The following is a 14,665-nucleotide window of genomic DNA, read 5'->3' as shown; positions in this document are numbered from 1 at the left end:
CCCCCGGAAGGGCGACCGTGGCAACTCCTCTTACTGCTGCGCAGTTCCTCGCCGCGCTGAAGGCCGAGGGCGTGAAGGTCGTCGAGCGCACCGGATGGAAGACCCACAACAGGAACAGCAAGGGCGCGTGGGGCCCCGTCAACGGCGTGATGATGCACCACACCGGGCCCTACACCACCGAGTCCGGCATGGTCGCGCTGTGCTGGAACGGACGCTCGGACCTCCCCGGTCCGCTGTGCCACGGCGTCATCGCACGCGACGGCCAGGTTCACCTTGTGGGCTACGGCCGGGCCAATCACGCGGGGCTCGGTGACGACGACGTCCTCGACGCGGTCATCGCCGAGTCCAAGCTCCCGGTCGACAACGAGGCGAACACCGATGGCAACGCCCGCTTCTACGGGTTCGAGGTGGTCAACCGTGGCGACGGCCAGGACTGGCCCGCCGCCCAGGTCGAGGCCATGGTCCGGGTGGGCGCCGCGATCTGCCGGGCCCATGGCTGGCACGCGCCCTCGGTGATCGGCCACAAGGAGTGGCAGCCCGGCAAGCCGGACCCCACCGGGATCGACATGGCGGAGTTCCGCGCCCGGGTCGCCGAGCGGCTGAAGCACCTCGCCTCGTGGAGCCCTCAGGCGCCCACCAAGCCGCCCGTCACGAAGCCTCCGGCCCTGACCTTGGAGCAGCGCATCGCCGCCCTGGAGAAGGCCGTCAAACAGCTCCAGGAGGCCGGTCGTGGCGGGTGAGTACGCATCCCTCGATGTGCTCAAGCAGCACCTAAACATCCCGGTGTCGGACACCACGCGCGACCAGCTCCTGACGTCGGCCATCGCAGCCGCCTCGAAGGCCATCGACCGGGACACCGGGCGCCGGTTCTCGCTGGACTCCGTGGCCAGCCAGCGCGTGTACAACCCCAGCGGGCGACGCGCGCTGACGTGCGAGGGCGAACTGCTCATTGTCGATGACATCGGCTCGGCGACGGGCCTGATCGTGGAGACGGGCTCCGCGGGCTCCTGGACCACGGTCACCGACTACGAGACCTCCCCGGAGAACGCACTCGCGCGGGGCTTCCCCGTCACGGCGCTCCTGCGGCCCTCCGGGTCGTGGGGATCGGGGGCGCAGCGCGTCCGCGTCACCGCCCGGTGGGGATGGCCCTCCGTCCCCGACGAGGTCGTCATGGCGACGCTCATCCAGGCGACCCGCCTCTACAAGCGAGCCGACACCCCCGAGGGCGTCATGGGCTCCGCCGAGTGGGGCGTCGTCCGCCTGGCCCGAATCGACCCGGATGTCTACGCGCTGACCAAGCACTACATCCTCCCCGGGTTCTGAGAGGGGCGACGATGCAGATCTCTGCCGTACGCGAAGCTCTCGCCGAGGCGGCCCGAGCAGTCCAGATGCCCGCCGGCACTCGGGCGCTGAACTGCACTGCCTACGTCCCGGACAGTGCCACGGTGCCCTGCCTGTTCATCGCCGATGTTGAGGTCGACTTCAACACCGCGATGAACCACGCGATGGACCGCATCGAGTTCACCGTGCGCGTCCTGGTCAGCCGGGCTGACGACAAGTCGTCCCAGGAAATCCTGGACGGCCTTCTCAGCGGATCCGGTCCCGGAAGCCTCCTAGCCGCCATCGAGGCGGCTCGCGGTGCCCCCGACGAGATGGCGCTGGGCGGTCTGGCCGACGACCTCCACGTGCTCCGAGTCCAGGGCTACCGCTGGTGCGAACACAGCGGAACCACCTACCTGGGCGCCGAACTGATCATCCGAGTCATAGGAGCCAGCTGATGCGCGTCCGCATGCTCGTCGCCATGCCGGAAGGCGGGGCCTGCGACGGCCAGCCCTGGCCCAGGCAGGGCGAGGTCGCAGAGTTCCCGCCGAACCAGGCCGCCCACTTCATCGCCTCCGGCATCGCCGAGGACGCCAAAAACGAGCCCGCCGAGGAGGTGACCGACGATGTCGTTGCAGACGTGGACGAACGTCCGGCTGTTCGCCGGAAGCGCTGACCTGACCGGCTACTCCAACAAGGTCGAGGTCTCCGCCGAAGTCGATCCTCAGGACGCTACGACCTTCGGCTCCGGCGGGTGGGAAGAGAGCATCGGCGGACTGCGGTCCACCGAGATCAACGCCGAGGGCCTGTGGGACGCCGGTACGACCGAGCTTCCCGACGACGCCGGCTTCGGCCAGCTCGGCATCGCGTACCCGGTATCCGTCTGCCCCAACACCCCGGCCGACGGCGACCTGGCGTACTTCACCAGCGGCGTCCGCCTGGACTACACGATGGGCGGCCAGGTCGGCGACATCGCCCCCTGGACCTCGTCCTTCAAGGGCACCTGGCCGCTCGTGCGCGGAGTGTCCGCACACCCGCCCGGAACGGCACGGACCGCGACCGGCGTGGGCACAGGGCTGAACCTCGGCGCCGTCCCGACCGGCAGCACCCTGTACGCCAACCTCCACGTCCTCGCCGCGTCGGGCACCACGCCCACGCTCGATGTGATCGTGCGGTCCTCGCCGGACAACACGTTCGCGTCGCCGACCACCGTGGTCACCTTCCCGCAGTTCACGACGACGACGGGGTCGTCCTCGATGAGTCTCGCCGGGCCGATCACGAACTCCTGGTTCAAGGTCAACTGGACCATCACGGGCACGTCGCCCAGCTACCGGTTCATCGTGACCCTCGGCATCGCCGCTGCCTCCTGAGCGCAGCCCCAACCCCGACCCACAACGCCCCTGGCCAGGGGCTTTTTTCATGCCCTTTTGGAGCGTCATCATGGCGAAGCTTGTTCTCACGGGTGTGTACCTGTCGCTCAACGCGACCACCCTCCACCAGTACATCCGCAAGGCCGAGCTGTCCGTCGAGGTCGAGGACGCGGACGTCACCAACTTCTCGTCCGGCGGCTGGACCGAGGTCATCGGCGGCCTGAAGTCCGGCGAGCTGGCCGTCGAGTTCCTTCAGGACTTCGCGAACGGCGCCCTGGACGCGACCCTCTGGCCGCTGCTGGGAACGGTCGTGCCCTTCGAGCTGCGGGCGACGCAGAGCGCCGTCGGTACCTCCAACCCGAAGTACACGGGCAACGTGTTGGTCAACGGCTGGAACCCGATCGAGGGTGGCGTCGGCGACGAAGCCAGCGTGTCGCTGAGCTTCCCGACCTCCGGCGCCATCACCCGCGCGACGGTCTGACCGGTCGCCGGCCTCCTGGAGGTGCACCTTGCCCAGGCACTCGACCGCGTCGCTCAGCCTGGAGATCGCCCCGCAGAATCTCCGGAACATCTCCCGCGCCCTGGCCTCCGAGGCGGACGGCAAGGAACTGCGCAAAGAGCTGACGCGGAACATGCGCGAGGCCCTGAAGCCCGGGGCCGCCGACGCGAAGTCCGGGATCATGTCGATGCCGTCGTCAACGGCACACGGAGCGCCCGGCCTGCGATCCGCCATCGCGCGCAAGATCCGGCCCGAGGCGCGGATCTCCGGGAAATTCCCCGGCGCCAAGGTCAAGGCGTTCAAGACGCCGAACGTCCGCGGCTTCGCCAACGCCGCGAAGCGCACGAACCGCGCCTCCGGATGGCGCCACCCGGTCTACGGAAACCGCGAGATCTGGATCCACCAGACCGGCAAGAACAAGTGGTTCGACCGCGCCTTTGAGGGCCGCGAGAACGACTACCGGCGCGCTGTCCAGACCGCCTTGGCCGACATGGTCAACCGGGTCGCGTCGCGCGCTTCCAGCTAATCCGAGAAAGGTGGCAATCCCATGAAGGTCACGTATTCGCCTGAGGACGGCGACGAGGTCGTCTTCGACTACAACCCCAACAAGCTGATGTCCGCCGAGCGCGAGGCTGCCGAGAAGCGCACCGGGAAGACCTTCACGGACTTCGCCCAGGGCGTTCTGGCGGGCGACTCCACGTGCCGCAGGGTCCTGTTGTTCATCCTGCGTAAGCGCACCGACCCGACGCTCAACTACGCAGACGTGGACTTCGCGTGGGACGAGCTGAAGGTCGAGATGACCAAGGGTGAGATCCAGATCGCGGCCGAGAAGCTGCGCGAAAAGCCCGGCAACGAGGAGATCGTCGAGAACCTTCTCGTCCAGCTCGTTGACGCGCCGGACGATCCGGACGGCCGGGGAAAAGCCAAGCTGCCCTTCGCCGTCTGAGGCAACTCGGCAATGCAGCACACCTGCTGCACATGACCCCTCGGGATTGGGACCACCTCACGGTCGAAGAGGAAGACGCGCTCCTCGGCTGGATCGACCAACACACCAAGTAATCCCGCCGTAAATAGGGGGTCGCCGTGTCGGACACCAGCCTTGTCTTCAGTCTGACTACGCGCGACAACACCGCCGACGGAATGCGCTCCGCACGGCGGACCATCGAGCGGGAAACCTCCGCGATAGCCGATGCGGCGGAGGCCAGCTCCGACCGCCTGGCCGACAGCTTCGACGTCGGCCCGACCATCCAGGATCGCCTGGGCGGCCTCAAGGAGATGGCCAAGGGTGCCGGTCTCGCTGCTGGTGCGGCTGCCGGTATGGCGCTCATCGGCGCCTTCGCCCAGGCGATGGACCAGGGCAAGATCATCGCCCGCCTGCGCGCCCAGCTCGGCGCCACTCCTGAGCAAGCCCAGCGGTACGGCAAGCTGGCGGGCAACCTCTACGCGAACGCCGTCACCGAGGACTTCCAGGGCGCCGCCGACACCATCAGCGCGGTGATGCGCGCGGGCATTGCCCCGCCCGATGCGACCAACGCCCAGCTCGAAAGCATCTCGACCAAGGTCGCCGACCTGGCGAACCTCTTCGAGTTGGACCTCGGCCAGACCGCGAACGCCGTCGGGCAGATGATCAAGACGGGCCTGGCCAAGGACGGCACCGAGGCCCTGGACGCACTGACCGCCGGCCTCCAGAAGATGGGTCCGCGAGCCGACGACATCGCGGACACCTTCAACGAGTACTCGACGATCTTCCGGCAGATGGGCATCAGCGCCTCGGAAGCCACCGGCCTGCTCTCGCAAGGCATGAAGGCGGGCGCCCGGGACACCGACGTCGTCGCGGACTCGCTGAAGGAGTTCGTCCTGCTGACGCAGGGCGGCGGCGCCAAGGTCGACGAGGCGTTCAAGAAGATCGGGCTGTCCGGCAAGGAGATGCAGGCCGCCTTCGTCAAGGGCGGGCCCGAGGCACGGGCTGCCCTCGACAAGGTCTTCGACGGACTGCGTGGCATGAAGAGCGAGACCGATCGGAACGCCGTCGCGCTCGCTCTCTTCGGGACGAAGTCCGAGGACACGCAGAAGGCCCTCATGGCCCTGGATCCGTCCAAGGCCGTGGAAAGCCTCGGCAAGGTGAAGGGCGCCGCCGACGAGGCTGGCAACGCGCTGCGGGACAACGCGGGATCCAAGGTCACGCAGTTCAAGCGGCGCATCGAGCAGGGCGTCGTGGAGTTCCTTGGCGGCACGGTCATCCCCGCGATGGACAAGTTCAAGACGTACGTCAAGTCGCGGTTCTCGAACATCTGGGACCAGGCGGGCGAGGGCGGCACCAAGGGCGCCGACAGGATCCTCGCCTTCTTCTCGATCCTCAAGGACCGGGCGATCGAGAAGATCAAGGAACTCGGTCCGAAGGTCATCTCGGGGCTGGCGGGGCTCGGCGGGAAGATGGCTTCGTACGTCGCGGCGAACCCCGAGAAGGTCTTCAAGATCACGGCCATCGCCGCGGCCCTCGTCACCGCCTTCGCGGCCCTCCCGGCCATCATCGCCTCGGCGCTGCTCGCCTCGGCAGCCATGATCATCCTTGGGTTCGTCAAGGGACTGGTCGGCTCCCTGCTCCGCAACCTGCCCAAGTGGTGGAGCGCCTTCACTGGGTGGGTCACGGCGAAGGCGGCACAGGCCGGCGGCGTCCTCGACTCACTCGGGTCGGCCATCGGCCAGTGGTTCGGCTCGCTCTGGACGACGTACGTCTCCGGGCCCGTCAGCCGGACCTGGAACTCCCTCGTCGCCACGGTCCGCGCACTTCCGGGGCGTGCGGTTGCAGCCCTGTCCACCCTGGGCTCGCGCCTGTCGACTTCAGCTTCGACGTCCTTCCAGAGCTTTCGTACGGCGGCTGAGGGCAAGGCGTCGAGCTTCATCTCCTGGGTCAGGGGGCTGCCCGGTCGCATTGCCTCCGGGATCGGCTCCCTTGGGTCGCTGCTGTACGGCAAGGGCCAGGACATCGTGTCCGGCCTCTGGCGCGGCATCCAATCCATGGGCAGTTGGCTGCGATCGACGCTCATGGGCTGGGCTCGGAACCTGATCCCCGGGCCGATCGCCAAGGCACTCGGCATCGCGTCGCCCTCGAAGGTGCTCGCCGAGAAGGTCGGCCGCTGGATCCCGCTCGGCGTCGTCGAAGGCATCAAGCAGACACAGCCGCAGCTCCAACAGACCACCGAGTCCATGGTGGCCATCCCGCAGAAGGTGCCTGCCGCTGAGCCAGTCGCGGCCCCGAGCTACGCCGCTCCGGTCACCTCGTCCGGTGCGCCGTTCACGATCAACCTCAACCTCGACGGCCAGCGCGTCGCGGAGATCATCGTCGACCCCCTGCGCCGGACCATCCGCAACCGGGGCGGCGGCGACGTGCAGGCGTTCCTCGGCACGTGATGCGGCTGCACGAACACTTCACAACGAACGGTGGTGGAAAATGCCCACGTCCAAGGCTGAAATCCTGCTCGGGTCGACCTGGACGGATGTCACGTCCCGCGTCCGCTACGAGGGCGGCGTGTCGGTCCGCTCCGGCCAGACGGGCGAGACCAGCCGGGTGGAGCCGTCCACCTGCGACCTGGCCCTCAACAACCGTGACGGTCGATTCAGCCCGCGGAACCCCTCGTCGCCCTACTACGGGCTGCTCGTCAAGGGAACCCGCCTGCGCACCTCAGTGCGTGGCCCGTACATGCACCTGCGGGTCAACCGAGGCAACGACGACGCGGCAACCACCCCGGACCATTCCAGCCTCGACATCACGGGTGACCTGGACGTCAGGCTCGACGCCGCCCTCGACGACTGGGGCGAGCTGGCCACGATCGAGCTGATGGGCAAGGAAGAGGCCACCGGAGACCAGCGCTCGTGGGGACTCTGGGTTTCCAACGGCTTCCTCTTCTTCGAATGGTCCTCGGACGGCACCGCCGCCACCATCAAGAACATCGCCTCGACCGCCCGGGTCCCCTCGTCCGGGGTGAACCGCCTGTCGGTCCGCATAACGCTGGACGTCAACAACGGCTCGGGCGGTCACACGGCGACTTTCTACACCGGCACCGGTGGCGTGGGCGGTTCCTGGACACAGCTCGGCGACCCCGTGGTGGGCACCGGCACGACGTCGATCTTCGCCTCGTCGGCGCCGCTCCACGTCGGTGCGATCAACGACATGAACAACACCAACCCGCGCGGCATGATCTACGCCGCGCAGGTCCGCTCCGGCATCGGCGGCTCGGTCGTCGCGAACCCCGACTTCACGATCCAGGCGGAGGGCACAACCAGCTTCGCCGATATCGCTGGCCGCGTGTGGACCGTGGCTGGCACGGCCAGCATCACCCGGTACATCCCCCGCTTCTACGGCGAGATCAACGACATCCAGGTCTCTGGCAACCAGGCGGCCACCGACTCATCCGTCCGCGTCCAAGCATCCGACCTGACCAAGCGGCTCGGTGCATCAAGCACCCCCTTGTTCTCACCGCTGCGGCAGGAGCTGTCTAGCCCGACCCGGCAGAACATCGTGGCGTACTGGCCTCTGGAGGACGCCGCCGGATCGAGCAGCATGATCGGCCTCTACCAGGCTGGTCGCATGAAGATCACCGGCTCGCTGAACTTCGGAACGTCGACCCAGTGGATGGGATCGGCTGCCCTGCCCTCGATGGGCAACGCGTCGCTCAGCGCCACCGTCGGCGCGTACACCACGACCAGTGAAACGTCCGTCCGGATGCAGATCACCGTCCCGTCCGGAGGTGTCGCGAGCACCCAGGATCTCCTGGACCTCTACGGAACCGGCTCCGCCGTGCACTGGAAGCTGACCTTGAACAGCTCCGGGTCGATCTCCCTGATGGCTTTCGACGGCGACGGCGGGACGATCCTCAACCCCGGGTTCATCAGCTTCGGCGTCAACAGCGACCTGTCCGTGCTGGTCCTGGAGCTGACCCAATCCGGCTCGAACATCAACTGGCGAGTGATCGTCCAGAACTACACGAACGTCACCGACATCACCCAGGGCGTGCCCGTCGCGACATCCAACGGCACCCTAACCGGAAACACGGTCGGCCGGATCACGAGGGTCATCATCGGCTCCGACCGTGGCCTCGGTGACGTCGTCGTCGGCCACGTCAGCGTTGCAAACGCTCTGGCCGCATACGCCATCACCAACAACGCCGTCCTCGGGTACGCGGGGGAGCTGGCGAGCGCCCGGCAGCCGCGCATCTGCACAGCGAACGGGCTCACCTTCCAGCCGATCAACCACGGCCAGTCCGGCAACGAAGTCTTCCTCGGGCGTCAGCCGGTGGCCACGGTCATGGATGTCCTCCGTGACACAGCCGACACTGACCGGGGCATCCTGTACGCCGCACGGACACACAGCGGGCTGATCTACCGCTCCCGGCTGTCGCTGTACAACCAGGACCCGGTGGTTCAACTTGATTGCGCATCCGGCCACATCGGCGACACGCTCCAACCAGTCGACGACGACCAGGTTCTCGCCAACCGGGTGACGGTCAACCGAGCCTTCGGATCGAGCGCTGTGGTCGCCTTGGACGCGGGAACACTGTCGACGCAGGACCCACCGAACGGGATCGGTCTGCGCGAGTACTCCGAGCAGGTCTCGGTCTCCACCGACGACGCGCTTCCGCAGCACGCGAACTGGATCCTGCACCAGCGCACCCTGGACGAGGCCCGGTTCCCGTCGATCACCTTCAAGCTGCATGGCAACGCCTTCACGAACAACGCCGCGCTGATGAACCAGATGCTGCTGACGCGGATCGGCGACCGAGTCACCGTGACCGGCCAGCCGGGCTGGCTCCCGCCGGACGACATCAGTCAGATCGTCGTCGGCTTCAACGAGTACTACGACGACCACCAGCACCTGCTGACCGTCGTCTGCATGCCCGAGTCGGTTTACCACGTGGCTGTCGCCGACGGCTCCGCATACGAGCGCGTCGACACGGATGGCTCGTCGCTCGCCATGGGGGCTCCCTCCAGCACCACGACGCTGACCGTGGCGACGGACGACGGGGCGGACGTGTGGGTCGACTCGATCGACTACGCGTCCGACTTCCCTCTCGACGTCCGCCTCGGCGGCGAGGTCGTCACGGCTACCGCGATCACGCCCTCCGTGGTGGACACCTTCGCCCGGACCACATCCAATGGGTGGGGTACGACCAGCATCGGCGGGACCTGGACCGTGGTGGCCGGCACCACCGCGGACTTCTCCACCAACGGCACGTACGGCGTTCACAGCCAGCCCTCGACCGGTCAGGCGCACATCTCCGGCCTGACCGCCCCGAGCGCCGACGTCGACCTCTACGCGGACATCGCCACCAGTTCGCTGGCCACGGGGGGGTCGATGTTCGGCGGGCCGTGCGCGCGGCTCGTGAACAACAACGACTTCTACATGGCGCGGCTGGAGTTCACGACCGGGCAGGCCATCATCCTCAGCCTGCGCAAGCGTGTGTCGGCCGCAGAGACCGCGCTCGCATCGTTCACGACCAGCCTCACGCACGTGGCCGGTGCGTTCTACCGGGTTCGGTTCCAGGTCTTCGGCAGCACGCTGCGGGCCCGGGTGTGGGATCCGGCTGCGTCGCGCGAGCCGAGCGAGTGGCAGGTGACCGTCACCGACACCAGCCACACGACCGCGAACAACATCGGCATCCGGTCCTTCACCAACGCGGGCAACACCAACGTCAACCCGCAGGTCAGGACCGACAACTTCCGGATCGTGAACCCGCAGTCCTTCACCGTCACGCGGTCGGTCAACGGGGTTGTGAATGCGCACACATCCGGTACGGACGTCGCACTCGCCAACCCCACCTTCGTACCCCTGTAAGGAGCCAGCATGGCTGTGACCCCGTGGCTCGCCGGAATGCGGATGACGTCGTCCAGGCTCAATGCCATTACGCCGATCTACACTTCGTGGACGCCCACGTGGTCAACCACAACGGGGTCGAACATCCCGTCGATCGGCAACGGCACCTACAACTGTGACTTCACCCGGACCGGCAACCGGGTGGAAGCCCGATTCGAGGTGATCTTCGGGTCGACGACCACCTTCGGATCGACGGACAACTGGATCTGGTCGCTGCCAGTCACGGCGGCGGCCACCTCGGACATCGCCGGGTACGCGGATGTGACCTACACATCGACCACCACCAGGTATGTGGGCCGGGTGCGATTGTTCAGCACCTCGACGTTCGAGATCGACATCGTCTCCGGTCGGCCGAGCGGTGTTGCCATCTCCAACGGCGGCATCATCGACGGCGCTTCTCCGGAGACGATGACGTCTGGAACGGCTGTCCGCGCGCTGGTCATCTACGAAGCGGCATGAACATCGACCTCTCCAGTGACCCCACCCACTCATAAACCGCAGGAGGACCGACATGCCCATCCCCGTCGGCGTGGAGGCTGTGACCGTGTCCTCCGGGGAGCCGCTGGTGCTCCCGGACGGCACCCCGATTCAGGGAAGGCTCCTGTTCACCGGGCCCGACCTGGTGACCATCGCCGAGGACGACACAGTCGTCTGCGGCACCACAGAGGCCGTCCTTGCCGACGGCGAGTTCTCGGTCACCCTGATCGCCACCGACGCGACCGGCATCAACCCCACCGGCTGGACCTACAAGGTCACGGCGCAGTTCTCGAACGCGCCGAACTGGGTCCGCTACATCGCCCTGCCGAAGGCCGGCGCGTCCGTTGTCCTGGCCGACGTCGTCGTCCCGGACCCCGAGCCTGGCGAGTACGCGCCGTTGCTCGACCAAGCCGCGGCCGATGCCCGGTACCTCCGGCTGACCGGCGGCACACTCACCGGCGACCTGACCTTGTCCGGTGCCGGGTCGGACATCACGGTTGGAGGCAACGCTTCGATCACCGGGCTGCTGACCTCCGGCGGATTCCGCACTGACCTCGTTCCCCCGACCGGCCGACGGCCCATGTGGACGAGCGGCACGGTCGTCACGAACTTCCAGACCGGTCACGGCTGGACCGTGGGGTCCGGCTCAGGCGCCGCCTCCGGAAACGCCAACGACACGAGTGACTTCGTCAAGGGCACGCAGGCCGCCTCCGTGGTCACGGCGGGCAACGGACTCCAGTCCCAGGTTCGCCGCACCGGCATGTCGGCGATGGACCTGACGGACAAGGCCATCCGGCTCACGCTGAAGGTCACCGACGTGACCAAGCTCAGCAGGATCGCCTTCTACCTGGGCTCGTCAAACTTCGCGAACTTCTTCCAGTGGGACGTCCACGTTCACTCCACGTCGACCACGCAGAACTGGGTCAGCTCGGGTGAGTGGGTGACGATCACCTTCGGGTGGCCTTCGGTGACGACCGCGTCCGGCTCGTACACCTTGTCGAGCACGAAGGCCCCCTCCGTAACCAGCGGCTTCACGGACATGCAGATCGCGGGCTACGACGACGGCACTGGCTCGGTCACGTACCGGATGCAGTCCGTAGAAATCATCGACGCGACCTCGGCGACGTTCCCGAGCGGCGTCTGCTCGATCACCTTCGACGACTCGTACTCCTCGGTATACGACTTCGCCCGCCCGCTGATGGACGCCAAGGGCTGGCGTGGCACCTGTTACAACATCGCTGAGCTGGTCGGCTCCAGCGCCTCGTACATGACGCTGACGCAGCTCAAGCGGCTTCAGGACTACAACGGGTGGGAGCAGAGCGGACACGCCTACCTCTCCGCCTCGCACACCAACCGGATGTCGTCCCTGACCGCCGCCCAGGCGGACACCGACCTCGCCCGGATGCGCAACTGGCTGGTCTCCAACGGCCTGTACGGCGACACGTACGCATGGCCCGGCGGCGAGTATCAGGCGACAGCCGACGGCGTCTCCCTGGAGGCCATCGCCTCCCGGTACTTCTCCGCCAGCCGCAGCATCACCCAGGTGCCTGAGCACGCCTCGCCGCCGATGCCGCACCGGCTGCGCACGCAGACCGGCGTCAACGACGGCACGGGCCTGGGCGGCATCACGGTGGCGTCGCTTGCCACTGCGGGCGGTCTCCTCGACCGTTGCGCCACGGGTTCCTGGCTGATCCTCTGCCTCCACCGCGTGGTAGCTGGCGCCCCTGCCGACTCTGGCCAGGTTAGCCAGACCGGACTGTCCACCCTCCTGGACGCAATCGAGTCGCGCGGCATCAAGGTGCTTCCCGTGGGCGACGTGCTCCGGTACTACGAGTAAGGGTCCGATATGGCAATCCAGGACATCGACCTCAAGTACAAGGGCGGCGCCCTCAACACCTCCAGGAACGTATCCCTCGGGGGCACGCTCAGCGTCACAGGCGCTGTTTCCCTGGCCAGCACGCTGACCGTGTCGGGCCCGGTCATCGGATCGAGCATCCCCGGATCGACCGCCCCGGCAGACCTGGGGTTCGTCTCCTGGTCGTACGACCCGGTCCTGACGTCCTCGACCACGACAACCGTAGTCAACACGATCTATCTGACCGCCGTGTACGTCCGGTACGCGGCCACCGTGACGAAGCTCTGGACCGTGGTCAACGCGGCCGGCACCACCTCCACGGCCGGACAGAACAACCTCGGCTTGTACGACTCGACCGGAACGCTCCTGGCTTCCGTGAACGTCGACTCGTTGGTCACCAGCAACGGACCGAAGTCCGGGACGATCACCGCCACGGCTGTGTCGCCAGGCCTGTATTGGGTCGCCCAGCAGTATGCGGCCAGTGTGCAACCGGGGATCGGCCGAGGGAACGCGGCGATCCTGTCGACACTGACGATCAACCAGACCGCCGCCACCTACCGGTTCGCCACGAACGGATCCGGCACGTCGCTGCCCGCGTCGATCGCTCCGTCCAACAACTCGACCACCGGGTCCGCGGCCCTCTGGGCTGGCATCAGCTAAGCGGCCGACCTCTCCTGAACAACGATCGCGCCCCGTCCGGCTCCCGCCGGGCGGGGCGCTTTCGTCATGTTGCCCCGCGTTGATGCTCAGTGGCGGAGGAGCCACAAGCCAACGACTACGAAGATCAGGTCGACGGCTCTCGCCCCGAGGCGCTGCGACGCGCCAGCGATGAAGTTCGAGGCCATGTTCGCGCGGTGCTGTTCCACCCGGGCGCGAACCTGAGTAACGACACGGTTGACCCGCTTGCGGGTACGGGCAGCTATCTGCCTAGTATGGGTCTTCAAAGAAGCTCCGTTTCCTGAGTGCATCGGACATGGGTTTCTTGCGATGGGGAGCCCCCCGACCGGGCGTAGGAACCAGTGGTCGGGATGGGGCTCCCTTCGTGCTTGGTGTCGTGCGCTGCACCTCATGGGGGCTCAGCACGACCCCGATGTTCTCGGGTTGCGTTGTGTCGCGGTGTGTTGCAGCCACAAGCGTAGGCGATCCGGGAGGACTTGATGCCTCGGGGACCACTACTTGTGGGGGCTGGACCCCATCCAACCACTAGATCTGGTGGCGTGGCGGCCATATGCGCCCCCCTGCGGACCACGTGTCGCGGCCCGCCGACGGGACGGGAGCCTACGCGTCGCGCCGCTTCCTGGAGGAGCCGGGGCGCGAGTGACACACTGGGCGCACGAGCCGCTACCGTCCGCGAATCATGGAACCGGGCGGCATGCCAGGCCCATGAGAGCGCGCCCGTCGTGGCGTGGCGACCCGAAAGACCAGTTGAACTGAACTCACCTCCTGCCTCGAAGTCCTCAAGCGAGTCGAAGGCCCGGTAGACCGAGGCGAACCGCAGGTAGGCAACCAGGTCCAGGTCCTTCAGGGGGCCGAGTATGGCCAGCCCGACGTTGCGGGTCGACAGCCCAGCGCTGCTCATGGCGCGGCGCGCTTCGCAGACGCATACACGACATCGGCCAGGTAATTGGACTCGCTGGAGTCGAAGTCGGGCTTACAGACCCACCTTGGCAGCAGGGCAGCCGCCCTCGCGATGCAGCTCCAGCCATTGAAGTGAAAATCGATCACTTCCATCGCAGTCGTTCCTCCCCGCGCGAAATCGCGCCTACCCGACCACTGGATCTGGTGGCGTGGTGGCCACATCGACCCATCGCACGGACCGCGCGTCGCGGCCCGCCGACGGGACGGGAGCCTTGCTCGACACGCCAGGCACACGAGCCACTACTCATCGAATTGAAGTTCGATCAGTTCCATCGCCACAGGCGACCCGAGGAGGGAACGGCTCGTACGTGTGTTTGGCGCAACCTTTCGAAAGCAACTATCGCTGCCCTACCCAGGCGACCAGAGCGCCACCACGCCCTTCGGACGGCGGGGGACTTCGCCGGCTAGGCGGGACCGAAGGGGGCTGGCCCGATTCCGGAGCAGCCCGCCTCCCACGAGGGCCCTCCAGTGGCCATGAACTCGCCTTGGCGGCCGTCGGGCATGCGCAGGATGCCGGGTGCCGCATCGAAGAGATCCACGCCCTTCGGACGGCGGGGGACTTCGCCGGCTAGGCGGGACCGAAGGGGGCTGGCCCGATTCCGGAGCAGCCCGCCTCCCACGAGGGCCCTCCAGTG

General features: G+C 67.2%; 14 protein-coding genes and 1 pseudogene. 13 read left to right on the top strand and 2 right to left on the bottom strand.

From position 1 onward, the window contains the following. The first annotated feature begins 17 nt into the window (after nucleotides 1–17). The 13 genes from PV350_RS23585 (at nucleotide 18) to PV350_RS23525 (ending at nucleotide 13,052) form a co-directional block, all read left to right on the top strand. Nucleotides 18–740 carry a peptidoglycan recognition protein family protein gene (locus tag PV350_RS23585; protein WP_500335903.1) on the top strand — a complete coding sequence of 241 codons (723 nt, stop codon included), beginning with the start codon at nucleotides 18–20 and terminating at the stop codon, nucleotides 738–740. Continuing rightward, the gene (locus tag PV350_RS23580; RefSeq protein WP_500335901.1) at nucleotides 730–1,323 is read left to right on the top strand and encodes a phage head-tail connector protein; all 594 of its coding nucleotides are present in this window, start codon (nucleotides 730–732) and stop codon (nucleotides 1,321–1,323) included. Before PV350_RS23585 ends, PV350_RS23580 begins: the two co-directional genes overlap by 11 nt. Nucleotides 1,324–1,334: 11 nt before the next feature. Next, the gene (locus tag PV350_RS23575) at nucleotides 1,335–1,778 is read left to right on the top strand and encodes a hypothetical protein (protein ID WP_500335899.1); all 444 of its coding nucleotides are present in this window, start codon (nucleotides 1,335–1,337) and stop codon (nucleotides 1,776–1,778) included. Then, a complete protein-coding gene (locus PV350_RS23570) occupies nucleotides 1,778–1,996 on the top strand; it encodes a hypothetical protein (protein ID WP_500335898.1) in 219 nt (72 codons plus the stop codon). The genes PV350_RS23575 and PV350_RS23570 overlap by 1 nt, the downstream gene beginning before the upstream one ends. Then, a complete protein-coding gene (locus PV350_RS23565) occupies nucleotides 1,947–2,690 on the top strand; it encodes a hypothetical protein (RefSeq protein ID WP_500335896.1) in 744 nt (247 codons plus the stop codon). The genes PV350_RS23570 and PV350_RS23565 overlap by 50 nt, the downstream gene beginning before the upstream one ends. A 70-nt stretch (nucleotides 2,691–2,760) precedes the next feature. Beyond that, nucleotides 2,761–3,171 (top strand): phage tail protein, encoded by a 411-nt coding sequence (locus tag PV350_RS23560; protein ID WP_500335894.1) that lies wholly within the window; start codon nucleotides 2,761–2,763, stop codon nucleotides 3,169–3,171. Nucleotides 3,172–3,199: 28 nt separating this feature from the next. Beyond that, entirely contained in the window at nucleotides 3,200–3,715 is a 516-nt protein-coding gene (locus PV350_RS23555; protein WP_500335892.1) for a hypothetical protein, read from the top strand. Nucleotides 3,716–3,736: 21 nt separating this feature from the next. Then, nucleotides 3,737–4,135, top strand: coding sequence for a hypothetical protein (locus PV350_RS23550; RefSeq protein WP_500335890.1), 399 nt, complete (start codon nucleotides 3,737–3,739; stop codon nucleotides 4,133–4,135). Nucleotides 4,136–4,272: 137 nt separating this feature from the next. After that, complete coding sequence (locus PV350_RS23545) at nucleotides 4,273–6,600, top strand: phage tail tape measure protein (protein WP_500335888.1); 2,328 nt, start codon at nucleotides 4,273–4,275, stop codon at nucleotides 6,598–6,600. Between the two features lie 40 nt (nucleotides 6,601–6,640). After that, entirely contained in the window at nucleotides 6,641–10,021 is a 3,381-nt protein-coding gene (locus PV350_RS23540; RefSeq protein ID WP_500335886.1) for an autotransporter outer membrane beta-barrel domain-containing protein, read from the top strand. 9 nt (nucleotides 10,022–10,030) lie between these two features. Beyond that, nucleotides 10,031–10,519, top strand: coding sequence for a hypothetical protein (locus PV350_RS23535; protein ID WP_500335884.1), 489 nt, complete (start codon nucleotides 10,031–10,033; stop codon nucleotides 10,517–10,519). A 52-nt stretch (nucleotides 10,520–10,571) separates the two neighbouring features. Further along, nucleotides 10,572–12,374 (top strand): polysaccharide deacetylase family protein, encoded by a 1,803-nt coding sequence (locus PV350_RS23530; RefSeq protein ID WP_500335882.1) that lies wholly within the window; start codon nucleotides 10,572–10,574, stop codon nucleotides 12,372–12,374. Between the two features lie 9 nt (nucleotides 12,375–12,383). Beyond that, entirely contained in the window at nucleotides 12,384–13,052 is a 669-nt protein-coding gene (locus PV350_RS23525; protein ID WP_500335880.1) for a hypothetical protein, read from the top strand. A gap of 730 nt (nucleotides 13,053–13,782) precedes the next feature. Here the strand turns inward: PV350_RS23525 and PV350_RS23520 are convergent. Together PV350_RS23520 and PV350_RS23515 are read right to left on the bottom strand one after the other, a co-directional pair. Next, a pseudogene (locus PV350_RS23520) lies at nucleotides 13,783–13,986 on the bottom strand (transcriptional regulator NrdR); the annotation flags it as partial. Then, complete coding sequence (locus PV350_RS23515; RefSeq protein WP_500335878.1) at nucleotides 13,968–14,123, bottom strand: hypothetical protein; 156 nt, start codon at nucleotides 14,121–14,123, stop codon at nucleotides 13,968–13,970. The gene PV350_RS23515 and the pseudogene PV350_RS23520, both read right to left, overlap by 19 nt. Nucleotides 14,124–14,665: the final 542 nt, after the last annotated feature.

It is taken from the genome of Streptomyces sp. PA03-6a (genome assembly GCF_033792765.1).
Taxonomy (GTDB): Bacteria; Actinomycetota; Actinomycetes; order Streptomycetales; family Streptomycetaceae; genus Actinacidiphila.
This window is presented reverse-complemented; position numbering and strand designations above follow the sequence as displayed.

What these genes read in the sequence shown, in the direction of transcription:
- PV350_RS23575 (WP_500335899.1), top strand. Translation starts at nt 1,335, where the DNA reads ATGCAGATCTCTGCCGTACGCGAAGCTCTCGCCGAGGCGGCCCGAGCA.
- PV350_RS23570 (WP_500335898.1), top strand. Translation starts at nt 1,778, where the DNA reads ATGCGCGTCCGCATGCTCGTCGCCATGCCGGAAGGCGGGGCCTGCGAC.
- PV350_RS23565 (WP_500335896.1), top strand. Translation starts at nt 1,947, where the DNA reads ATGTCGTTGCAGACGTGGACGAACGTCCGGCTGTTCGCCGGAAGCGCT.
- PV350_RS23560 (WP_500335894.1), top strand. Translation starts at nt 2,761, where the DNA reads ATGGCGAAGCTTGTTCTCACGGGTGTGTACCTGTCGCTCAACGCGACC.
- PV350_RS23550 (WP_500335890.1), top strand. Translation starts at nt 3,737, where the DNA reads ATGAAGGTCACGTATTCGCCTGAGGACGGCGACGAGGTCGTCTTCGAC.
- PV350_RS23540 (WP_500335886.1), top strand. Translation starts at nt 6,641, where the DNA reads ATGCCCACGTCCAAGGCTGAAATCCTGCTCGGGTCGACCTGGACGGAT.
- PV350_RS23535 (WP_500335884.1), top strand. Translation starts at nt 10,031, where the DNA reads ATGGCTGTGACCCCGTGGCTCGCCGGAATGCGGATGACGTCGTCCAGG.
- PV350_RS23530 (WP_500335882.1), top strand. Translation starts at nt 10,572, where the DNA reads ATGCCCATCCCCGTCGGCGTGGAGGCTGTGACCGTGTCCTCCGGGGAG.
- PV350_RS23525 (WP_500335880.1), top strand. Translation starts at nt 12,384, where the DNA reads ATGGCAATCCAGGACATCGACCTCAAGTACAAGGGCGGCGCCCTCAAC.
- PV350_RS23515 (WP_500335878.1), bottom strand. Translation starts at nt 14,123, where the DNA reads ATGGAAGTGATCGATTTTCACTTCAATGGCTGGAGCTGCATCGCGAGG.